The sequence below is a fragment of the Dyadobacter frigoris genome (assembly GCF_005280585.1).
Lineage (GTDB): Bacteria > Bacteroidota > Bacteroidia > Cytophagales > Spirosomataceae > Dyadobacter > Dyadobacter frigoris.
Genome location: NZ_SZVO01000017.1, coordinates 1 through 23,971, shown reverse-complemented (window position 1 = coordinate 23,971; position 23,971 = coordinate 1). Strand labels below are relative to the sequence as shown.

17 protein-coding genes are annotated in these 23,971 nt (G+C 43.7%); 13 read left to right on the top strand and 4 right to left on the bottom strand.

The annotated features are described in order from the left end of the window. Nucleotides 1-87 precede the first annotated feature (87 nt). From FDK13_RS28010 to FDK13_RS27970, 9 genes are all read left to right on the top strand, one after another. Nucleotides 88-831: an SDR family NAD(P)-dependent oxidoreductase gene (locus FDK13_RS28010; RefSeq protein WP_137343339.1), complete on the top strand. Its 744-nt coding sequence runs from the start codon at nt 88-90 to the stop codon at nt 829-831. 6 nt (nt 832-837) lie between these two features. Continuing rightward, a complete protein-coding gene (locus FDK13_RS28005; protein WP_137343338.1) occupies nt 838-1,911 on the top strand; it encodes a hypothetical protein in 1,074 nt (357 codons plus the stop codon). A gap of 129 nt (nt 1,912-2,040) precedes the next feature. After that, a complete protein-coding gene (locus tag FDK13_RS28000) occupies nt 2,041-3,450 on the top strand; it encodes a Gfo/Idh/MocA family protein (RefSeq protein ID WP_137343337.1) in 1,410 nt (469 codons plus the stop codon). A gap of 55 nt (nt 3,451-3,505) precedes the next feature. After that, entirely contained in the window at nt 3,506-4,897 is a 1,392-nt protein-coding gene (locus tag FDK13_RS27995) for an aminotransferase class I/II-fold pyridoxal phosphate-dependent enzyme (protein WP_137343336.1), read from the top strand. After that, on the top strand, nt 4,894-6,294 hold the full coding sequence (locus tag FDK13_RS27990) for a neutral/alkaline non-lysosomal ceramidase N-terminal domain-containing protein (protein ID WP_137343335.1): 1,401 nt from the start codon (nt 4,894-4,896) through the stop codon (nt 6,292-6,294). Before FDK13_RS27995 ends, FDK13_RS27990 begins: the two co-directional genes overlap by 4 nt. Before the next feature lie 66 nt (nt 6,295-6,360). Continuing rightward, the gene (locus FDK13_RS27985; protein ID WP_137343334.1) at nt 6,361-7,671 is read left to right on the top strand and encodes a hypothetical protein; all 1,311 of its coding nucleotides are present in this window, start codon (nt 6,361-6,363) and stop codon (nt 7,669-7,671) included. 12 nt (nt 7,672-7,683) lie between these two features. After that, nucleotides 7,684-9,819 carry a PVC-type heme-binding CxxCH protein gene (locus tag FDK13_RS27980; protein WP_137343333.1) on the top strand — a complete coding sequence of 712 codons (2,136 nt, stop codon included), beginning with the start codon at nt 7,684-7,686 and terminating at the stop codon, nt 9,817-9,819. Between the two features lie 194 nt (nt 9,820-10,013). Next, the gene (locus FDK13_RS36720; protein WP_374756116.1) at nt 10,014-10,166 is read left to right on the top strand and encodes a high-potential iron-sulfur protein; all 153 of its coding nucleotides are present in this window, start codon (nt 10,014-10,016) and stop codon (nt 10,164-10,166) included. Between the two features lie 169 nt (nt 10,167-10,335). Then, entirely contained in the window at nt 10,336-10,548 is a 213-nt protein-coding gene (locus FDK13_RS27970; protein ID WP_137343331.1) for a hypothetical protein, read from the top strand. 422 nt (nt 10,549-10,970) lie between these two features. Here the strand turns inward: FDK13_RS27970 and FDK13_RS27965 are convergent, their stop codons facing one another. Beyond that, nucleotides 10,971-11,672 carry a FadR/GntR family transcriptional regulator gene (locus tag FDK13_RS27965; RefSeq protein WP_137343330.1) on the bottom strand — a complete coding sequence of 234 codons (702 nt, stop codon included), beginning with the start codon at nt 11,670-11,672 and terminating at the stop codon, nt 10,971-10,973. Nucleotides 11,673-11,865: 193 nt separating this feature from the next. Between FDK13_RS27965 and FDK13_RS27960 the strand changes: the two genes are divergently transcribed. The 4 genes from FDK13_RS27960 to FDK13_RS27945 all read left to right on the top strand — a co-directional run bounded on the left by FDK13_RS27960 (nt 11,866) and on the right by FDK13_RS27945 (nt 18,616). Beyond that, nucleotides 11,866-15,072: a SusC/RagA family TonB-linked outer membrane protein gene (locus tag FDK13_RS27960; protein WP_229216240.1), complete on the top strand. Its 3,207-nt coding sequence runs from the start codon at nt 11,866-11,868 to the stop codon at nt 15,070-15,072. Nucleotides 15,073-15,092: 20 nt separating this feature from the next. Further along, complete coding sequence (locus tag FDK13_RS27955; protein WP_137343329.1) at nt 15,093-16,565, top strand: RagB/SusD family nutrient uptake outer membrane protein; 1,473 nt, start codon at nt 15,093-15,095, stop codon at nt 16,563-16,565. A gap of 49 nt (nt 16,566-16,614) precedes the next feature. Beyond that, entirely contained in the window at nt 16,615-17,529 is a 915-nt protein-coding gene (locus FDK13_RS27950) for a dihydrodipicolinate synthase family protein (protein WP_137343328.1), read from the top strand. Between the two features lie 145 nt (nt 17,530-17,674). Then, a complete protein-coding gene (locus FDK13_RS27945; RefSeq protein WP_137343327.1) occupies nt 17,675-18,616 on the top strand; it encodes a succinylglutamate desuccinylase/aspartoacylase family protein in 942 nt (313 codons plus the stop codon). Nucleotides 18,617-18,677: 61 nt separating this feature from the next. Here FDK13_RS27945 and FDK13_RS27940 read toward each other — a convergent pair whose 3' ends face one another. The 3 genes from FDK13_RS27940 to FDK13_RS27930 all read right to left on the bottom strand — a co-directional run. Continuing rightward, the gene (locus FDK13_RS27940) at nt 18,678-20,198 is read right to left on the bottom strand and encodes a N,N-dimethylformamidase beta subunit family domain-containing protein (RefSeq protein ID WP_137343326.1); all 1,521 of its coding nucleotides are present in this window, start codon (nt 20,196-20,198) and stop codon (nt 18,678-18,680) included. 47 nt (nt 20,199-20,245) lie between these two features. After that, on the bottom strand, nt 20,246-21,046 hold the full coding sequence (locus tag FDK13_RS27935; RefSeq protein WP_137343325.1) for a 3-keto-disaccharide hydrolase: 801 nt from the start codon (nt 21,044-21,046) through the stop codon (nt 20,246-20,248). Between the two features lie 33 nt (nt 21,047-21,079). Then, the coding region (locus FDK13_RS27930) for a PVC-type heme-binding CxxCH protein (RefSeq protein ID WP_137343324.1) at nt 21,080-23,971 on the bottom strand (2,892 nt) is incomplete at its 5' end.

Sequence of the window (23,971 nt, the reverse complement as noted above, 5' to 3'; positions counted from 1 at the left end):
ACTTTTTGGTAATACAAGTGTTGCTTTTTACCCGACTTCAAAAAGCGTACTGTTATCAAAATTTTTACACAATTCCTGAACCACAATATGGATAATTTTAAAGGACAAGTCGCCATGATAACCGGAGCCGCATCCGGACTTGGCTTGTCTATTGCCCGTAAACTTTTGAACGAAGGCGCACAGTTGGCTTTATTGGATTTAAACGAAAATGCTCTTTTGAGTTCATTTGATGAATTTTCTGATCAGGTTATGTGCGTTGGTATTGATATAACAAGTCAGCAGCTGGTTGAAGAAACAGTATCGAAAATTCTGGCACGTTTCGGTAAAATTGATATTTTGGTAAACTGTGCAGGTATTACCGGGCAGACTAACTTAAAAAGTCACGAGGTGAGTACAGAAAATCTTCATAAGGTTTTTGAGCTGAATTTCATGAGCAGTTTTTATACTTCCAAAGCAGTGATTCCGAATATGCTGGCAAATAATTACGGACGGATTCTTCACATCGCATCCATAGCCGGAAAGGAAGGAAATGCAGGAATGCTCGCTTATTCTGCGAGTAAAGCCGCTGTGATCGGGATGGCAAAAGTGCAGGGGAAAGAATATGCAGAAAACGGTATAACGGTTAATGCGCTCGCTCCCGCTGTGATACAAACGCCACTTGTGGATGTTATGCCCGAAGCGCAGGTCAAATACATGACGGATAAAATTCCGATGAAACGTTGCGGAACGCTGGAAGAGGCGGCAAATCTTGCCGCTTATATTGTGTCGCCATTGAACAGTTTTACCACAGGATTCACCTTCGATCTTTCCGGCGGAAGGGCGACTTACTAAGTAATTATGAACGCGAAAGAAATCTTTTTTGTAAGTCCGATTCATGGTGATATGCTGCACGCATGGGACGGAGAACTTAGCGGTGATGCTTTAAAAACCAAAGTTACCATTGCCGCGCCCGCTGATTGCACGATTACGGTTAACGGTGTAAATGCCGTTTTTCAAGATGGATTTTATCAGGCTGAAATCGTTTTGGATAACTATGAAAACACCATTAAAGCTTTGGATATTGACTCGGAGAAAAGCATTTCAATGACAGTGTATCGCTTGAAAGATTTTGCAGGAAAATACCGTTTATCGATTGATGATAACATCTGGTTTCTGCGTGATATCCAACAAAATACAGCAAATTACCAGTCGCTTTTCGAGCATCCTTATCTGTCTGTTTTAAAAGAAATTAACGATACTTATGGCACTAAAATCCATCTGAATTTATTTTACGAAACCGAAGGATTTAATCTTTCCGAATTCACAGATCAATATAAAAACGAGTGGAAAGAAAATGCCGGATGGTTAACGCTGAGTTTTCACGCAAGAGGTGAATTCCCCGATCAGCCTTATATCAAGGCAGATTATGAAACGGTAAAAAAAGATTGTGATCTGGTGAATGATCAAATAAAACGATTCGCATCCGAAGAAGTGCTGGCCAACGTAACGACTATTCACTGGGGCGAGGCGACACGAGAAGGTTCACGTGTTTTAAGAGATGCAGGTTACAAGGGACAGCTTGGTTATTTCAACATTGACGACGAGCAATATCCGGCCAGCTATTATCTGAATGAAGCAGAAAGGCGCCATATCAAAAAACGTTTCGTGTGGAAAGATATGAATGAGGATGTCATTTTTATCAAAACAAGCATTGTCATTGATATGAAAAAGATTGACGAAATAGGTCCATGGCTTGATCATTATGGGCAAAATGGTGGCAAACCGCCGTATGTTGATCTTTTAGTACATGAACAGTATTTCTATCCCTTTTACTTCAATTATCAGCCAGACTACCGTGAAAAACTGATAACAGCCGTAAAATGGGCACAGGACAATGGATACGAACCTGCACTTTTGGGTGATTGTATTTAGAATTTGATCCCTGGCAATAGAAATTACCCCAAAAACATCAGTATCATTCCTTCGGTCATCTATTAATACACGCGTTACCCATATCACCGGTACACAGGAAAATAGCATTTTATTCACAACGGATTAATTATGAATAAGAATCGCAGAGACTTTTTAAAACTTACTGGACTATCCGGAATCGGCTTTGCAACGGCTCAAACGGCTTTTGCTAAACCCTCAGGCTTTATTCCGCATCCGCAAGCAGTACAAAAGCATATTCAAAAATTCAATATGTCGGGTTACGCTGCCCCGAAATTACCCGTTGTTCGCGTTGGTTTTATCGGGCTTGGAAACAGAGGTATGGCCGCAGTGGAGCGCATGAATAAAATTGAAGGCGTTCAAATAAAAGCTTTGTGTGATTTAAGGGAAGAAAAAGTCAGTGAAGCGGCTAAAATGGTTGCCCCACAGGGACATCAACCTAAAACATTTCACAGCAATCCCGATGCATGGAAAAAGCTGTGCGAAATGACGGATCTTGATCTGATTTACATTGTCACCCCCTGGGCATTGCACACGCCGATGGCCGTTTTTTCAATGAATCACGACAAGCATGTGTGTGTGGAAGTGCCTGCCGCCAAAACCATTGACGAATGCTGGCAACTCGTTGAAACTTCCGAGCGCACCCGCAAACATTGTATGATGACAGAAAATTGCTGCTACGATTTTTCTGAATTGCTGACCTTGAATATGGCACGACAAGGATTTTTTGGAGAAATTACACACGGCGAAGGTGCATATCTGCATAATTTACAGGAATATGTATTTTCCAAAGACCGGTTTTATCAGATGTGGGAGCTTGAAGAACTTTCCAAAAGAACCGGAAATCTCTACCCAACCCACGGACTTGGGCCGATTTGTCAAGTTATGAATATCAACCGTGGGGATCAGATGGATTATCTTGTTTCCATGTCAAACAATGATTTTGTGATGGGCGAAATGGCAAAAAAACTGGCTGCGGATGATCCGTTTTTCAAACCCTTTGTCGGCAGACATTTTAACGGAATGATGAATACCTCAACGATCCGTACGCATAAAGGGAAGACAATTATGGTTCAGTTTGATGTGAGTTCGCCTCGTCCTTATTCCCGGATTCAGCTCGTGAGCGGTACCAAAGGAACGGCGCTGAAATATCCCGAACCAGCCCGGTATTCCAAAGATCATGAGTGGCTAACTGCTGAAGAATATAAAGCGGTTGAAGAAAAATACACACCGCCGATCATCAAAAAAATCGGAGAATCGGCAAAGCAGGTTGGCGGTCACGGCGGGATGGATTTTCTGATGGACTGGCGCACGATTGATTGTCTGCGTAACGGATTGCCGCTGGATCAGGATGTGTATGACGCAGCACTTTGGAGCTCGGTCGGGCCGTTGAGTGAGTGGTCGGTAGCGCACCGTTCTAATTCTATTGATGTTCCTGATTTTACTTCAGGATCATGGAAAACAAACAAGCCGATCGACATTTCGATGAAAGAAGGAGGAAATACCAAGGTGTTGTTGTAAGCAAACATATGCCGCTATTTCCCAAATAACAGATATAAAAGCTAAAATCTTAAAAATGGAATCATCAAAGCCCAGTTTTTCAAGAAGGGATTTTATCAAAAAAAACTCTCTGGCCGCAGCCGGCGCAGTCCTGGCTTCGGTTGTTTCAAAACCAGTTTTTGCTGCTGGCCTGAGTCAGGTGCAAACGCCTGCTATTTTAGGTGGGAAAGCGGCGTGGAGCACTTCAAAATGGCCGGAATGGCCAATCTGGAATCCTGCGACGGATGAAAAACAGGTTCTTGAAGTTTTAAGGAGCGGAATCTGGTCACGCGCAGAAGTAGTAACCCAGTTTGAAAAAGAATGGGCTTCCACATTGGGAGTAAAACGTAGTCTGGCGGTTGTAAACGGCACGAATGCGCTGGTGATCACACTCAACCAGTTTGACATTAAAGCTGGCGATGAAGTGCTTGTACCTCCCTATACATTTATTGCTACGGTTTCCTCCGTTTTATCCAACGGCGCCATTCCGGTTTTTGTGGACGTTGATCCTGAAACATTTCAGATGGATCCGGCCAAAATTGAAGCGAAAATAACGCCGCGCACCAAAGCGATTATGCCCGTTCACATTCTGGGACTTCCTGCGGATATGGATAAAATTATGGCCATCGCCAAAAAACATAATCTGCTTGTGATCGAAGATGCCTGTCAGGCCCATTTGGCGGAGATCAATAAACAAAAAGTGGGTACCATTGGCGATGCTGGCTGTTTTAGTTTTCAAAACTCCAAAAATCTGCCGATTGGCGAAGGCGGCGCCATTGTCAGTAATAATGAAAAATTCATAGACCGCTGTTATTCTTACCACAATTTCGGTTATGCTTATGGAACCGCAGTCGGAGCTGTCAGCAGCGGATGTATTATCCAGGGGACAAAATTGAGATTTACTGAATATCAGGCCGCTATCGGATTGGCACAACTAAAAAGACTGGACAGCCAGACCACAACAAGAAACGAAAATGCGGCCTATCTGAAATCCCAGATCAAGGATATTCCCGGCATTATTCCCTATAAACTTTATGACAACGTAACCCGCGCTGCTTTCCATCTTTTTCCGTTTCGCTATCAGAAAAATGCATTCAGCGGTTTGTCAAGAGAAGCTTTTATCAAGGCGCTTACAGCCGAAGGCGTTCCCTGTTCAAGCGGTTATGCGACACTTAACACACAGCCTTATTTGAAAGATACCTTTGAATCAAAAAATTACAAGAAAATGTATCCTGCTGATATGCTGAATATTAACACATACAACGAGCACAATAAATGTCCAAACAACGATCTTCTTTGTAACGAAGAAGCAGTCTGGTTTACCCAGAATATGCTGCTTGGAAGCAAAACTGACATGCAGGATATTGCCTCAGCAATTGAAAAAGTCCATAAAAATTCAGCACAGATCAAGAAACTGGGAAAACGATGAGGAGATTATTTTTTCTGGTAATACTAAGCTTTTTGCTTTCCCCTGATCAAATATTTGGGCAAAACAAAGTGCCCGCCAATGCTGCAAAAGGCTGGAAAGCAGGTGTGGCAAAAGTGGTTATTACGCCGTCACAACCGATGTGGATGGCAGGTTTTGCCTCACGCACAGGTCCGTCAGAAGGAAAACTTCATGATTTATGGGCAAAGGCGTTAGCACTTGAAGATGCCGATGGGCAACGTTCTGTACTGGTGACCATGGATCTTTTGGGACTACCAAAAATGATCTCGGACACGATCCGGAAAGCGCTGGAATACCGCTATCATTTATCCAAAGCACAAGTAATTTTAAATTCCTCACACACGCATTCCGGCCCTGTTTTGAGCACTGCGCTTTCGGATATTTACCCTACGAATCAAGAAGATGAAAAGAAGATAGAAGCAAATTCAATCCGGCTAACAGAACAAATTATAAATCTGGTTGGTACTGCGATCAAAAATTTGGCCCCTGCTTCTTTATACGGACAAAACGGAGTTGCACGTTTTCAGGTCAACCGAAGAAATAATGACGCGGCAAAACTTGAAACTTTAACAGCATTATTGGGTCCCTCCGACCCTTCTGTGCCGGTTATCAAGGTTACAGATGTTAATGGGAATATCATCGCCATTGCTTTTGGATATGCCTGTCATCCAACGGTTTTGAATGGCAATCAGTGGTCGGGAGATTATCCCGGGTTTGCGCAAATTGAACTTGAAAAACTGTACCCAAAAGCTACCGCATTATTTTTTCAGGGTGCCGGAGCGGATCAAAATCCTTTACCGAGAAATACAGTTCCACTTGCTATTCAATATGGAAAAACCCTTGCCGCGGCTGTGGAAAGAGTTCTTAGTGAGGAAATGAAGGCGCTTTCGCCAAAACTGACAACAGCTTACACTGAGATTGATCTTTCTTTAACCGCTGCTCCTTCGAAAGAGGAATTAACAAAAATGGCTGAAAAAGAAACTGGTTTTCAGAAGCGCTGGGCCATAAGGATGCTGGATAAAATTAAAAACAGACAGCCCTTTCAGACCACCTATCCTTACCCTTTGCAGATATGGAAACTGGGTGATCAGGCAATCATGACATTAGGTGGTGAACTGGTTTCTGAGTACGCTATTAACCTAAAAAGAATATTCGGACAAAGCATTTTTGTAATGGGGTATTGCAACGATGTGGTAAGCTATATTCCAACGTCAACAATTTTAAGAGAAGGGGGTTATGAAGGTGATCTTGCACAAATTGTCTATGGATTACCTGCTACCTGGGTATCTGATACAGAAACCAAAATTATGAATGGAATGATTCAATTGGCCGAAAAAGTGCGGGTTGCAAAACCTGAGTCGACACTAATTCACAAATGATCTTGATTTAAGGATTATAAGATTGGCAAGATATATGCGTGAAAGTTCCTAATTCCGATAAATTTTATGAAAGATACTGAAATACTAACTGAACCTGAAAAACAGGCTAAAACATTGATAGCCAAACATTATTTTTCAGGATTTGATAAAGCTCATGATACCTATAATGCAATTTCAGCTGCCAGCGACGGGAAAATTTATTACGTACTTTCCTCTGATCAATACGATATTGGCGGGCATATGTATGTATTTAATCCTGGTGATGAAAGCATAAAATTCCTGGGTGACCTGACGGAGATTTGTGGAGAGAAAAAGCTTAAAGCAATAGCGCAGGGAAAAAGTCATGTTCGTTTTTATGAAAGGAATGGAAAACTTTACTTTTCTACCCATGTCGGGTATTATCAACTCATTGATGGAATGGACCGCTTGCCCGAAATGGCACCTGATGGATATAAATTATACCAGGGTGGTCATTTTTTATCCTACGATCTAGGTACAGGGCAATTCCAGGATCTTGCCATAGTACCAAACGGGGAGGGTATGGTTTCGATGACGATGGATTTGCAGCGGGGACATTTGTATGGAATTTCCTGGCCAAATGGTCATTTTATTCATTATGATCTTGAACGTAATGTTTTAAAAGATCTTGGTGCCGTTTCAAAAAAAGGAGAAGCGGGTACGCCCGGAGATGATTTCAGATCCTTATGCCGGTCTCTTTTTGTAGATCCTGAAAACGGGACCGTTTATTTTTCGGTCGCCGAAGGTGATATTTTTTCCTATAACCCTTCAAAGGGAATTATTGAAAAATTACAAAACGTAGATTTAAGATTAGACTATTTTGGCAAATACGATCCTACCCGCCCGGGAAGTATGTCCTACAACTGGCGAAAGATTTTTTGGCATCCGACTGAGCAGGTTGCTTATGGTGTTCATGGGAATTCTGGTTATTTGTTCCGGTTTGACCCAAGGCATGAAAAGATTGAAATTGTTGACCGGATTACGTCCGAACCTTCTAAAAAAAGCGGCATGTTTGACCAGTTCAGCTACGGTTATCTTGGTTTTCAACTCGGCCCGGATCAACAAACGATTTATTATCTAACCGGAGGGCCCGTTTACGAAAATGGCAAACGCCTGAAAGGTGAAGAGCAAATTGCCAAAGGTGCCGCCAAAGGAATTGAAAATCTGCACTTGATCACCTACAATTTAACAACACAAAAGTACATCGACCACGGCCCTGTTTTTTACGAGGATGGCCAAAGACCAACTTATGTAAATTCTATTGCCGTTGATGCAAAAGGTGATATTTATACGCTTGCCCGTTTTGAACATCAGGACCACATTATTCAGGATTTAGTAAAAATTACAAATCCGTTTTAAAACCTTTCCGATATGAAATTTCTGTCAGCTTGTTCTTTAATGTTTATCCTCTTAATCTGCATTTGCTGCAAGCAAAAACATTATGCAGATGCCTTAACGCCGGAAGAAGCGCTAAAAAGTTTTGAGCTTGACGAGAATTTTAATATTGAAATTTTTGCCGCAGAACCCATTGTTAAGGATCCGGTTGAAATGGTTTTTGACGAACAGGGACGCGCATTTGTAGTTGAAATGCCGGACTATCCTTACAAACCGGAAAACGGAAAAGGCAGTGGTCGAATTAAAATGTTGGTGGATACCAATGGTGATAACCGGATGGACAAGTACTTTCTTTTTGCCGATAGTCTCCTGGAAGCGACCAGCATTTTGCCCTGGAAAGGTGGACTTTTAGTCGCGGCAGCTCCCAATATTTGGTACATGAAAGATACGACTGGTGATTTCAAGGCTGATATCAAAGAAATACTCTTTACCGGTTTTTTTGCTGGTAATTCAGAAGCGCAGATTACCAATTTAAGGTTTGGAATTGACAACTGGATTTATGCTTCCAACCACGGACAGGATGGCCAAGTGACGTTTTCCAAAAAGCCCGGCTCTCCTGCCCTGCCTATGAAAAATGCCGATTTCCGATTCAGACTTGACAGAAATCAGTTTGAACCGGAAACCGGCCCGGGACAATTCGGACATACTTTTGATGATTTCGGTCACCGCTTTGTAACACAAAACACGATACGAATCCAGCATATGGTTGTGCCTTGGCGCTACTTGCACCGTCATGATTTTTTGCCCTCCCAAAAAGGAATGGCCGACATTTCCAATGGGGAGCTGACCATGTTTCAGCGGACGGCGGCGCCCTACTGGCGTGCTGAAAGATCTGCCCGCAGAAATAAGGAATACAAAGAGCAGCAGCTTGACCGTATCGAGTATGCCGACGGTCATTTTACAGGAGCCACCGGAGGCACATTCTATGGAGGAAATACATTTCCCGAGAAATATTCCGGAAATATTTTCACAGGCGATGTTTCCGGAAATCTTGTTCACCGTGATGTGATTACTTCCTTGACTTCCAGTCCAACTTTCGCAGCTAGCCGGGATTCAATTCATGAAAAGAACAAAGAATTTCTTAGCTCAACGGATTCCTGGTTTCGTCCTGCAAATTTGACTTCCGGCGCAGACGGGGCTTTATATGTAATTGATATGTATCGTCAGCATATTGAAACGCCGGTTTCCATTCCCGAAGATTTAAAAACAGATATGGATTTTCTGGCGGGAGTTGATAAAGGAAGAATTTACAAAATAACACCAAAAACGCCTCGGTCAGCAACTCCAGCTTTGGTTAATCCGGCTAGACTGAACGCTCTGGAAATCGTAAAATTACTATCTGATCCGAGTCAGTTTTACAGATTGCAGGCCCAAAGAATACTGCTCGAGCGCCAGGATAAAACCATTGTACCGGCTGTTATCGAATTGTTTTCCAACGGCTCCGACCCTCGCACCAGACTTCATGCATTTTTTGTTTTGGAAGGATTAAGTGCTCTGAATGAAGGGCTAATCCAAAAAGCGGTGAACGATCCGAGTCCGGGCGTACGAGAATATGGCCTTATTCCTGCTGAAAAATATCCCGGACTTTTGCCGGAAATCATAAAAAGAACTACTGACGGTCCTGTCCGCGTAGCATTTCAGGCCACTTTAAGTTTGGGAGAATTTCCTGTTTCTAAATCCGGAGCAGCGCTTGTAAATATCATTAATAATCATTTCAAAGATGCCTGGTTCAGAAAGGCTGTTCTAAGTTCTGATCCTGGAATTTCTAATGAATTCATAAAAAAATTGGCTGTGTCCGGATTCTTTTCAAACGCGGAGTCAGAAAAACTGGATTTCATCAAAGATCTTTCGCAGATAAAAAGTGCGAGAAATCAAAACAGCGAAATGACAGTATTTCTGAATTTATTAGCCGATCCGTCCATCAGCAAAAATCAGGACTGGATGATCTTTGCTTTAAATAGAACCGCTCAGGGTATTAAAACGTCAAAAATTAAATCCGACCCAACTCTTCTAAAATTGCTGGAAAATATCAGTAAAAACGCTTCACAAAAAATAAAAACAGCAGCTCAGCAGGTTTTGACCGCTTCGAAAGGAAGTACAACCCCATTATAAAAATCAGCCATGAACACTATTTATTCGCGACGTAAGTTTTTTTTACTTTCCGGATTTGGAATTTTTCTTGTCAGCTGTGAGAGTAAAACCCAGAAAAATTCCAGCGAAAAAAAAGCCCCAGGTAACCTGGAACCTTGCACAGACTTTCAGGTGTTAGTGAAACAGAATTGAAAAAGCGAGGGCAACTTGGCTATGTGAAGCAATCGCCTTCCCCGGAATCGCATTGCAGTAACTGTCAACTCTGGCTACCCAAAAAAGACAGCAAAGACTGCGGTAACTGCCAGATTTTCAAAGGCCCCGTGTATGCGCAAGGTTACTGCACTTACTGGGCTCCTCAAATGATCTAATGTTATGTCTAATTGATCATGCCTTATTAATTTTATATTTTACGTCAAAAACGATGGTTCAATATAAGGTTACGCCAACTCAGGGTGAGCACGATCTGTTGATATCAAGTCCTGGCTGATGGGATACTTCTTGGCCGGATTTTAAAACACCGCCAGCAATTTTACCGGTATGTGCTATCACAGAACCATCCCGGATCGCCAACTTTGTGAGAGCAATCCAGGAATTCGCTTGGCAAATGTCAAGACTTCTTTGCTGCAAATGTCATTGGCCAAGCTGCCAAATGCAGATATTATACTTTTAGCCTTACCATGGTCGCAAGTCCTAACCCTTACCAAAATTACAGACTGGACTGACCGTATCGTAATCGACGCAACGAATTAAATTTCAACAGACAAAAGGTCTCCTATCAACTTTGAATCTTGTTAAATATGAAAAAAAAAATATTTATTGGACTGCTACGGGTACGCCGTCAGCTCCAACAAATAATAGTGATAAAGAAGAAACCGTTTGTCATTTGTCGAAATGAAAATTGTAAAATGGTTGGGTGAGGTTTAGAGAAAGTTTTAAAATAATTCTCTACAACACGTGCGCTGCACGCTAATATCCTCACTATCTCTGGCAAAGGTAATGGTATAGATAATCGATATATGTCCCAAAGAATTTGAAGAAATTTTAAATAAACAGAAAATTGCGACCTAACTTTGTTCTCGTTAATAGTTGCAATTCTAACCTATATAATTAAAGCTCGAAGTTACTACCCGGATACCCCAATGTGATATCGTGTCTCCCCCAAACTTTAACCCTTATCTAGCTGTAATCGTTTTAAAATACACTTCCAGATGTTGATACATGGCCTTACGGAATTCTTCCTGAGTACCTTGCTTTAAATAGACGAACAAATCGTGATGTGTCACAGGATTGGGAATATCGCGATGTATCCCCTTATCGTAATATTCTGTAAAAACATGTTCAAAAACCGGCATGAGTAAATTCTGAAACCTTTTAAAAGTATCATTCCCTGTCATCTCATATAGCTTTCCATGAAAAGCTACTTCTTCTTCTTTAGAAACAACAACAGCGTCCTTCTGCTTTGACACGATGTCCTCCAGCTCTGCTAAATCTTTATCGGTTTTACGGGCAAAGAGAAATTCGGATATCCCCATTTCCAGGATCAGGCGAAGCTCAAAAATATCTTTCAGATTATCCTGACTTAGGAGGAGAGGATTTAGCACTTTTTCAATTCCTGCCAACAAGTCGGGTTGTGCCATGATCATTCCTCTGCGCGGACGGGTCTCGATCATTCCCAGCATCCGCAGCCTGCTTAAGGCTTCCCTGACTACATTTCTACCAACATTCAGCTTTTGAGAAATTTCCATCTCCTTTGGCAGTGAATCACCGGGTTTAAATCCGTTTTCCGTAAAATATTCTCTCAGGATATTCTCAACCCTATCGGTCATTGACAGGCTTCCTAAGGGTTCTAATGTATTGTGTTTAACTTCTGACATAATATGATTTGCACTAAGATTACGCAAGATAGCACTTATTACAGAAATTGTTAATAACAATAAATTTTTCAGACAAATGTATTGATAATTAAATAGTATTAATACATTTGTCCTACAAATGAAATTAAGAAGATTATTTGCTAAAAAAGGATAATCCAAGTACAAAATAGTTATCATCCAAACTTCTAATTACATGAAATCGATGCGAAAGTTCTATTTACAAACAATTATTTCCATTTACTTTTTGATTAAAACAACCCTGGCAACCGCGCAGCAAAACGTGCACGGAACCGTTAGGTCAACAGACGACAGCACTCCTTTACCCTTTGTTACCGTGGTTGTAAAGGGTACACAAGTTGGTGTTAATACGGACGCCGGGGGTAAGTTTACAATTGCTGCCTCGACAACACAAACACTGATTTTTAGTTTTGTAGGATATAAAACTAAAGAGATCGAAGTCGGTTCTCAATCCGAGATTAACGTTATGCTCTCAACCGATGCGGCCAGTCTGGATGAAGCGGTTGTGGTAGGCTATGGAACGCAGTCCCGATCTACGCTGACAACCTCGATCACCAAACTGGATCCGAAGGTTTTGGAAAATACCACCTTCGCAAATGCCGCCTCCGCTTTACAGGGAACGGTTTCAGGCGTAAGAGTTCAAACAACGTCCGGTCAGCCTGGTGCATCGCCAAGGGTGATCGTCCGGGGTGGGGCTTCAATTAACAATCCTAATGGTGCCGCGCCATTGTATGTAATTGATGGTATACTCAGGTCAGATATGGACGGAATCAATGCTTTGGATATTGAATCCATGCAGGTGCTGAAAGATGCCGCTGCCACCGCTATTTATGGTGCAAGGGCTTCCAACGGAGTTGTGATCGTCGCGCTAAAGAAAGGAGTTGCCGGCAAGACGCGCATTAATTATAGTTATTCGCTGGGTTTTACCAAACTGAGAGAAAAATACAATGTGCTTTCAAGCAGGGATTACATCTATTACGGGCGCCTGGGAGTTGCCGCCATTGGGGAAAAACATCCCGAACGTTTACCCTGGTTATCAGGTGCCAACGGACAGGGAATCGGCAACGATCTGACCAATAACACGGCATACACCACGCAATACCTGTCGGATGTCAACAAGCATAAGCTTGATGAAGGCTGGCAAAGTATGCCCGATCCTTTGGACCCTGCCAAAACCATCATTTTCGACGACACTGATTGGCAGAAGGTACTTTTCCGGACGGGCGTAACCCAGGAGCATTACCTGAGTTTCTCGGGGGGAAATGAGAAAGCCACATTTAATATGGGAGCTGGCTACACAAAAATTGATGGAATAGCTATTAAAACCAACTATAACCGGTTTACAGCTAATATGAACGGAAAGCTTCAGGTCAACAGCAAAATGTTTGTATATGCCGGGCTCAACCTGAGCCGCTTTGGAAATAATGCGGTGTACAGCGAAAGTGAAATGTTTGAACGTTCCATTGGCCTTCCGTCTACGGCAAAATATAAATATGAGGATGGAAGCCTCGCTCCGGGGCAAAACAAGAGCCAGGGCAATCCCGAATATTACATGGGCAGAACGAAAAACAATAATCAGGTAAATATTATAACCGTTTCAGGAGGACTGAATTGGGAAATCCTGCCCAACTTAATTTTTGAACCGGTTGCATCGCTGTTGTATAGAGTTACAGACAGTAATGCGTTTCAAATGTCATATTTTAATACTCCGGTACAGTTTGTAGATTCCAGAGACGCCAGCTCAGCTTATGCCAAACTGGATCAGAAGCAAATGGATGCGACACTGAGCTATACGAAGTCCTTTAACAACGCACACAACTTTCAGATCAAATCCGGATTATCTTATTTTGACAGACAAAACCGCTCGCTGGATGCTGCGGGCAGAGGTGCGGCCACGGACCTGATTTCTACATTGAATGCGTCTGCCACACCTGTAAGCGTTTCCAGCTCAGCTACGTCCCAGGCTATTTTGGGTTTCTTTGGAAGGCTTACGTATGACTATAACCGTAAGTACCTTTTCTCGGTGAGCGCACGCTATGATGGTGCATCCAATTTAGGAGATAAAAATAAATGGGGGTTTTTCCCTGGTATGTCCGCAGGCTGGAATATTCACAATGAAAACTTCTGGATCCAGGATTCGCCCCTTAGCAATCTGAAGCTCAGAGCAAGTTATGGGGTAAACGGCAATCTGGGAAATCTTTCTGACTTTCAGGCCCAGGGACAATATACGGTGGGAGCACGTTATGACGGCCTGGCTGGTGTGGAATATTCTGTAATGGCCAATCCGGCACTTCGCTGGGAACAATCAAAAACACTGGATTTCGGCCTGGATGCCGGTTTTCTCAAAGATCGTATACGGCTGATCGCGGATTACTACCGCCGCAATACGCAAAACCTGATCACCACTCTGGCACTACCCGAAGAAACCGGATTCAGCAGCATTCTTACCAACCTTGGAAGTCTCGAAAATAGAGGACTGGAAATGGAAATTTCAGCCGGTTTAATTTCGACAGACAATTTCAGCTGGACCCTGTCTGTTAACGCTTCGAAGAACAAAAACAAGATTCTAAAACTTCCGGATAACGATAACGAGCATAACCGCATCGGAGGGTTCAATGTCTATGATCCGGTCGCTGGCGCTTATGTTTGGAAAGGTGGATTACAGGAGGGCAGCGCGATCGGAAACATGTACGGATATAAGCAGATGGGGATTTATGCAACCGATGAACAAGCCGCAGCCGGTCCGCGTGACGAGCTTGTAGCAGGTACTGACAAGAGAAAATTCGGCGGCGATGTAAACTGGCTTGATGTAGATAACAACAAAATCATTGATAGTAAAGACCGGGTTTATATGGGGAATATTTATCCAAAATGGACCGGAGGTGCATCGAATACATTGATATTCAAGGGCCTGAGCCTGTATATAAGAATGGATTACACGCTCGGCCACACGATATACAATTATGTAAGGGCGAACATGAACGCTCAGTTCCAGGGTGATGTGAACGGCACAACAGACCTTTTGAGATCATGGCTGAAACAGGGTGATAAAACAGCTGTACCCCGGTATTACTGGGCTGACCAGGCCGCTCAATCCAATTACTGGCGCGGCGATCCGCGCAATCTGGATAATGGTGCAGGAAATTCTGTCAACTATGAAAAAGGCGATTATATGGCATTGAGAGAAGTCACTTTCAGCTATACCCTTCCGCAGAAATTCCTTTCAAAGGTTGGTGTAAGCAGTCTTAAAGTCAATTTCACAGGCAATAATCTTAAATATTTTACAAAATATACTGGTCTTGCGCCAGAAGAAGGAGGACTTGACAGAGGGAGATATCCGGTGCCCCGGGTACTGACGGCAGGAATAAAAGCTTCATTTTAATTAATCACAAATAGTTGAATATGAAAAAGTTAAACAATATCTGCCTGCTTATTGCAGGAATCTTTCTGTTTTCATGCAATGATCTGATTGACTTAAAACCTGAAAGTGTCATATCGGTCAATTCCTTCTGGAAAACAGAAGAAGATGCGCAGGGCGGACTGATTGGCATGTACAACCAGTTCAGGACATTTGTAAGAACCGACCTTATTTTGCTGGGAGAAGCCCGAAGCGAGGTAATGGGAAACGGTACTGCCAACGCCGATTATCGCATTAAGTATTTTGAAAATTCGATGACTCAGAGCAATGCCGACCGCAACTGGCTGCAACTTTATAAAATTGTCAACTTTGCCAATCTGGTGATCAAATATGTTCCCGGAATCACTTTCAAAAATGAAGCAACCAAAAATGCAATGATCGCCCAGGCGTATTCGATGCGGGCGCATGTTTATTTTATGATGGTGAGAACCTGGGGCGCTTTGCCGGTTATGACCGAACCTGTGGAGGGATATGATCCTGTAACAACATATAAAGCAAGAACGCCGACGGAAGAAATTCTTGTTTTTATCAAAAGTGATATTGACAAAGCGCATGAATTGTATGCGAATAACAACTTTAACACCACAAGAAGTCTTTGGTCTAAACCGGCACTTAACATGCTAAAAGCGGAAGTATACCTGTGGACAGCAAAGCGTGCAAAAGGTGGTACCGCCGATTTCACAACTGCTCTGGCTGCCCTTAACGAAGCGGAACAATCGGATCTGGCCCTGCAAAGCAATTTTGCAGACGTTTTTGCCTACACGAACAAAGGAAATAAAGAAATTATTTTTGCTTCCCATTTCGCTGATCTGGAAGCCAGTGATAATTATTTTGCAGATATGTATACCTCAACCCCTACTGCCAGCGACGGAATTGCACCGGATGTCATCGCTGCAATTGGTGCGGGAGGAGGCAACAACTGGTGGGCACCCACTGCGCTCGTTCGCAATCAGTTTACAGAAGATGACAAGAGAAAGAAAGGCAGTTTTCTGGAAATATACGTGACCAGAAATGGAGCCACTACTTATTCTTCCTCCATAGTTTTAAAAGGAAAAGGCTTCGTAACCGGAGGCGTACGCAGATTTTTGGATGACATTATCATTTACCGTTACGCCGATCTGTTGCTTTTAAAGGCAGAAGCAAAAAATGCACTGGGCCAGGATCCATCACCGGAAATCAATAAAGTTCGCCAGCGAGCTTATGGTGAAGCATATAGCAAACACACATTTATAAATGGATCCCAGACTGCCAACGACGAAGCAATTCTTCAGGAAAGACTTTTCGAACTCGCATTTGAAGGAAAAAGATGGTGGGATCTGGTCCGGTTTAACAAAGCATTTGAAAAAGTACCATCGTTAAAAGGCAAAGATGCAAACCAGTATTTATTGCTCTGGCCATTGACACTTCAGACCATGAGCCTTAATTCAAAACTGGAACAAAACCCGGGTTATAATTAAAATTGATCAAAGCGGTTAAATATTTTTTTGAAATAATTCAAACAACAGTATGAGTAGTAAATTAGAAATCGGAGGTCTTTGGCCCGCACTTTTAACGCCGGTAGATACCCAGGGAGCTCCTGCATACGCAGAACTTGAAAAAATTGTTCAGCTTTGCATCGACCAGCAACTGGATGGAATTTACCTGCTCGGCTCTACCGGACAAGGCGTGCTTTTTTCTGAAAAGGACCGGATTGAAATTACGAAGCAGGTAATGAACATTGCCGGAAATTCTCTGCCGGTTATTGCCCAGGTTGGCGCACTTAACACCCATGAATCTGTGCGATTGGCCAAAGCTGCCCAAGAGGCCGGCGTTTATGGAATTTCATCCGTTGCCCCAATTTATTATCAGGGTGGTGTACAAAATTCGCTGGCGCATTACCGGGCGATCAGCTCTTCAATAGACATACCTTTTTTCCCTTATCATGTGGGTAATCAAAGTGTTTTTGGAGGTGACGCGCGTTATTACATTGACCAGATCTTGACCCTGCCAAATATCGAAGGGATGAAACTGACCACACAAAATCTATATGAGATCAGTCTGATGCATATTCTTGCAGGCGATGATCTGATTCTTTTTAGCGGTGCTGACGAATTATTTTGCCAGGCAACCTTGTGCGGAACCGCAGGTGCTATTGGTAGTTTTTTCAATTTGTGGGGAGAAGAATGTCAGTTTGTCCGCAAGGAATTTATAGGTGGAAATTTTGACCTGGGCAGCCGTTTTATGCTCACTTTCCAGGAAATAATCAATTTCGTTTTACCAAATATCTGGACGTTCCTGCAAAAAGCCATGTATTTGAAACACGGCATTGCGATCGGCATTCCCAACCCGCCTTTGGGTATGGGAAATACGCAATGGCAGGACAAAGATGTTCAGGATATTCTTGATCGTATTGCTGCCGTAACCGGATTGGTTACCAAATAATAAATGAGTTGACTCGTGAAAATCCATTGTTGCAGGAAATATTTTGCTGGCAGTTTCCATAAAACTGACAGCCAGATATTTCCTGCATTAATGAGTTGAAAGAAACATTTTAAAGCTTAGTCAGTGTTTTTATTTCCAGTAAGTTATGCAAGAAGATATTCATTCTATTAAAAAAAAACATATCAAATCCGGCATAGATGGCCCGAACGTTTTACTCACAGCAGGAGTTCATGGTGACGAGTACGAACCGATGCTGGCAACCCTTGATTTAGTCGAAGAACTTGCCGGAAATCTGGCTAATGGCAGCGTTACGATTGTGACTATAGTAAATGAAAGTGCTTATTTAGCATCAACACGATATGGTTCTGATGGATTGGATCTTGCCCGTATTTGTCCTGGTAATTTGGAAGGCACAGTTTCAGAAATTGCCGCTTCCCAAATAAGTGAACTGATTAGGGAAGCTGATTATTTTGTTGACATGCATACTGGAGGAGCCACGTATGACATCGCTCCATTAGCAGGTTACATGCTTCACCCCTCGTCCGAAATTCTTGAAAAACAACGGCAGATGGCATTGGCTTACAATCTTCCTATTATTTGGGGAACGGATTACAGCCCCAATGGAAGAACACTTTCCGTAGCTCGCGATGCAGATGTTCCTGCAATTTATCTGGAATATGGTGGTGGCAGCGGCATACGTGAAGAGGTAGTAAAAGCTTATAAGGATGGCTTTTTAAATCTACTGAAAAGTCTGTGCATGATCGAACAAGCTATTGAAAGTCAGTCAATGGAAAAATATTATTGGGTAGAAGATCACCGAATGGAAAGCGGTTATTTGCAGGGAAAAATGCCTTCCCCGGCCGATGGAATTTTTATATCGGAAATCAAACTTGGAGAAATAGTAAAAAAAGGACAGCGTTGGGGCAAAATAGTGGATCCATTGAATGGTCATTCTGTTGATGTGTATGCTGACATATCCGGACTGGCATTTCTGGAAAGAGTCCTTATAAATGTAAAAAAGGGTGATACACTTGGAGGTATACTACCCATTGAAAAACCAGGATTAAAAGTTGTTTGGGGCAACTGAAAAAGCGTGTAGCTGCACCGATTAAATATCAACATTTTTCAGTTCCCGTTGTCGCTTCATCTTACAAAATTGCCTTCCTGAGCAGATTATGTGTAATCTGCTGAACTCTTGGATCGGGCCCGTGCGGACGATTGTAATGTGACCATGGAAGTGTATGCCCGGGAGGGCTGCTTAAACCCTGTGCCCAGAATATGGTTGAGGCATTAAATATAAAGTTGCCTTTGGGGCCTGGGTAAATCACGGACTGCCATTTGGAAGGCACTTTTCCGCCCATCCAGGCAATCCCTTCGGCAACCACTTCCAGGCCAGCAATATCGGCTGCGTCACCGTGATATTCCCAGCCAATCAATCCTGGTATATAATCCCCTTTTTTGATCCCTGTATTCTTGAAAATCCAGTGCTGTGGCTTTGTAATAATCCAATCCCCTCCCCCGTTAATGGGCTGGATATTCCTTACGCCCATTAAAAGCCCTTCATCAGGCCCTCTTTCCGGGAACGGGCCGTGGTCTTTTTCCCGGCTGACCGCATAATTATTTTGGGCACCGTAAGGACCAGCCCGGAAAATCCTTCCAAGTGGGTTCCCACTTTTACTTGTTGTAAACGGGCTCACCCAGCAAACCGAATTGCCGGAGAAAAACAAAAGGTTTACCCCCTTTTCCTTCAACGTTTCCACACTTCTGAACTGGCGTATGTCCCAATATTCGTCATGCCCTACACTTAAAAATGCTTTGGCTTTCAGGGCGCGGCCGGGCGTGACCATGTCACTGTTGGAACAATAAGCAACGTCATAACCATGTTGTTCCAAAAAATAGGAAAAAGGGCGTTCAAAGGATATAAATTCCCCGGACCCGAACGACAACGGATCATTGACAATGTCGTTGTATTGCGACTGTCTCCCATACGGCCTGTCGAAACTTACAGCCGCCCACGGTCCTTGCGACCCCTTGGGATGGGTGTATATCGAATAATTATTGGGCCACCGGTTATAAGCCTGCCAGGTATTGTCCGAGCACTGAAAAAGGATATCTACCGGCCTTTGGTCCGTTACAATAAATAGGATATAACTTTCCCAGTAAGGCTCGCCTGCATTTTCAGGAAGTGTTTTTAGTTTGCCAAGATACACACCGCTTAACCAGTCACCAGGAATTTTTAAGCTTGCGGATACTTCCCATTCACATTCATGGATATTTTTATCGCCTTTTTGTGGAGTCACCTGGGACTTGCCAATCAACGGGCCAATGGTTTGCACCAATCGGGCACCGGTCCCCCCGTAATAACCGGTCCGGTAAATATCTATTTTGTAGGATTGTGCCGGGTTGGCAGATACCATAATGTCAAGCTGACCTCCCGCCTTAACACTTTGTTTGGAACAATAACCTTCTACTAAACTGGTCCGGTGATGATCCGGATCCGGACGTACACGGGTAAGCTGCCAGTCTGTTGAACCTTTCTTTTTATTTTCTAAAATAATTGGGTTCGTTACGTCGGTGTTGGCCGGTGAAAGTGAATATATTCCGGTCCCCAATCCCATTTTAAGGGCATCCCGGCGGTTTATCAGGTTTTTTCCTTTTTGTTTTTTCATAGCTCTGTTATTCAAAATGAGTTTAACCTAAATAAATATCCGGCCAGCTATTTTACTATTAATTGTGTCAGCTCCACTTTTCTGACATACATTTCAGCTCCTTCCGACTGGATCTGGATACGCCCCTTGGAAGGTTTTACGCGTGAAGCCTGGTTAACGAGTGTTCCATTCACATAAATCGAAATACGGTCGCCATCTGCAACACATTCCATTGTATTCCACCCGCCAACCGGTTTTTCCACATCGTGTGCCCCGGTAAACCCTTTGACATCTTTCCAGTGTGGGTCCCTGCCAAACCAGTCAATACGCCCGGCATTGAGGGTAATTGGCTGGCCTGTCGGCTGATACACATTGCCGGCACCTTCTTTTTTCGGGGCCACATTGGCGGTCAGTTCATATTTATTGCTTCCGTCGCCAACCACCAGAAAATCACCAGTGCCTCCTTCAATAATCTGGCATTCAATGGAATACATCCATATCCCATGATATCCCCCGTCAGCGCCGGTGGAATGCAGAAGTACCCCATTGTCACGCGCATTTTCTGCTCTTGGGTTGTAGGTTTTTTCGCCCCATTTGAACTCTACTTTCAGCTTGTAATTTTCATATTCTTTGTTGGTCACAATACTGCCATATTCCTCGCCTGAGATATGGATCAGCCCTTTCTCGACCGTAAATACCTTTTTTACATCCTGATTGCGGCCACGTTTTTCAACGAAAGAATACCAGCCCTTCAAATTTTTTCCATTGAAAAGCCTGACGGTTTTATCAGCAGGCTGAGCAACGCAGTTTACATTTAAAAAAAACAGGGAAATTATAAAGGGGAACGTCAGCGGGCCTATTATTTTCATTTGCAGGTATTTTTACAGTGTTAGATTTCAGGATTATTTATTTTCCTGAGCTTTGATCATCCTATCCAAACGGTAAGGAAGTGCTTCCAGAAAAGCAGCCAGGTCCGCCATTTCACCCGCCGTTAACTGCTGGTCCAAACCGGGCGGCATCATCGACAAAGTTTGCGGCTCAATGGCAGTGATCTGTGAACGGGCAATCCGTAAACCAGGTGCAGGACCAACTTCGATCACGATGGATTCAGGCAACTGTTCTTTGATAATCCCGGTGTACGCTGTTGTTTTGGTGACTACACGATAAGTCTCATATTCCCTGGCAAAACTCGCGCTCGGGTACACCACCGCTTCCAGGATATCATGTTTCGAACGGATCTCCCCGATGTTGGTCAGGTCCGGGCCAAAACGGCCTCCCTGGGAACCAACCGCATGACAGGAGTAACAGGAAGCTTTGCCAAAAAACAATTTCCTGCCTTCGCCAACGTCACCTCCTTTTAGCTGGGCTTCCATTTTTTGAAGGTGCGAAAGCCGCTCTGCATGTTGTGCATTGAGCTTCACGATCAATGGCGCAGCCATGGTATGCACCGAAGCAGGAAAGCTTTTGAGCAACCGTTGAAAATCCGGTTCCGATAAATTATCCAGGCGCACTGTACCAGTCTGCAAGGCAGTCAGCAGCTCTTTTCCTACCTGTTCATTGCTGTTCCCTTCAAATGTTTCCATTAAAGCAGGCAACAGAAAAGCGTCTGTTTTGCCGATCTGGGTTTGGGCAACAACAGTCAACTGCTGATCGTTCAGCTCGGCATGGTTTAATAGCCTTACCGCAAGCTGTCTTACCGGAGAATCGTATTGGGGACCAATATATTTTAGCAAAAGCTGAAATTCTGTCTCTGAAAGCGCCGGAGACGACATAATCCTTGCGCTCAGTGCTTTAAGCCGGAAGTCGATTGGCGTATCCGGGTCCTGAACAATTCCGTTCAAAATGTTATTGAAAGATTTGATTTGTCTCGACTCGATCAGGCCTAATACTTTGTAACGGACTGCCCCATCATTGCTTTTTAATCCCTTACCCATTTCGGTAACCCAAGCATCCGGAAGTTCCTTTAATGAACATTCCGAAATCACATCCAGCATCAATAATTTTCTTTCAGAAGCAGCCTTTGGATTACCAAGTTGCCCGGCTATGAATTGCTGTAAACCAGGTTCTTTAATGAAAGCAAGCATCAAATCCCTGACCGGACCTGAACCAGGAACGGCACTGACACGAAGGCTCTTTTGCAGGAAGTCAATCACAATGTCGGTCCATTCAGGATGGTGTGAGGCAATCCAGATCCCGGTGCTTCTCAGCGCAGGGTCCTTGCTGGCCAGTACGGCAGGCAGGTATTTTTTTTGAAGCGGTTTTCCCTCCATTTGGTCCAGGGCAATCAGCGCTGCGATCCGGATTTGCGGCGAAGGGCTATCCAATGCGTTCACCATCAGATCAGTACTTTTGAGCAGGATCAGCGAATGGATGATAGCATGTTTTACAAAGCGGTCGCTGTTATCGGATGCCGCTTTCAGCAACGCAGGAACAGCCCTGGCATTTCCAATTTGCCCCAAAGCAGTAGCTGCCTGACGACGGACCGGCGCAGCATCTTTCTGCACCAAACTCATCAGTTTATCAACAGATTTCACATCTTTTGCCAATCCCAAAACCCTTACCGCGGCAGTCCGCACAATACTGCTTTTATCATTCATGGCGCTGCGCACACCGTTCCAGGCCGCGGCCGTATTTATCCTTGACAAACCAAACACAGCAGCGGCCCGCATCTCTTCATCTTTAATGCCCGGCAATGCTTTCAGTACCGGGTCCACAGCCGCATTTCCCCTCAGTATTAATCGTTCAATCGCATTGTCGCGTACCACAGGCCGCGAATCTGTCAGGTATTTTACAAGATCCCCAGGTTTTTGTTTTTCAAGCTGCAGTTTTTTTCCCCAGGCATCTTTTACCTCAGGGATTCCGCTTTTACGGATGCGGTAAATCCCGCCTTTTACATTCGGTTTGGCCACCCGAGACAGCGGACAACCCTCAATAAACCAGCCACCTGTGATAACAACCAGCATACTGCCGTCTGCATCCTGAAACACGTCCGTCGGGTGCGAATCAGAACTTAAAGATTTCATAAAAATCTCGTCTGTCGTTTTAAAAGTTGCACCGTCGGGCGAAACAATGTGCCGCATAACACGTCCGGTATTAAATTCTGCGTTGAACAAATTATTCTGAAATTCAGCTCCAAATCCACTGCCCCTGTAACGCATAATTCCGGAAGGCGCTACCCTGGGCATACGCGTCATTACCGGCATTAAGTCTCCGGTCAGTTTCATTCCGTCCTCTTCTATCACAGAATTAGGTTTTGGATAAACGCCTCCTTCAACCCAGTGCATGAGTGCATCTCTTTGTCCATCCTGCGGCTCCATAAAGTAAGTCATCGTACCAATGGTTTCACCCGAGGGCATAAAAGCGATTTCAATCGAATTGTCAAATCCACCACCAGCCATCGGTTCCAGACCGCTCCCATCCGGGCGGCAGCGCCATATCCTGGCGCTTTTTCCTTTCAAAACCTGATTTTCTTTTGTAGTGATATTAAACCCACGCCGTGCATCGGTAATGTAAAGCCAGCCGTCAGGACCGAAAAACGGGCCACCCAATGTCGCACCGTTAGAGCTTAGCGTCCAGCCGGTCAGTATTACTTCTCTTTTATCCGAAATCCCATCATCATTGGTATCGGTGTAGCGGATCAGGTTCGGAGATTCGGTAACATATAAACTGCCCTGATAGAAGACTCCGCCCTTCGGGAAAGGGATATTTCTTGCGAAAATCTGATTTTTTTCAAACTTACCATCGCCGTCCACGTCTTCTAAAAGACGGATGTGATAGGACGGATTCGCAAGCAT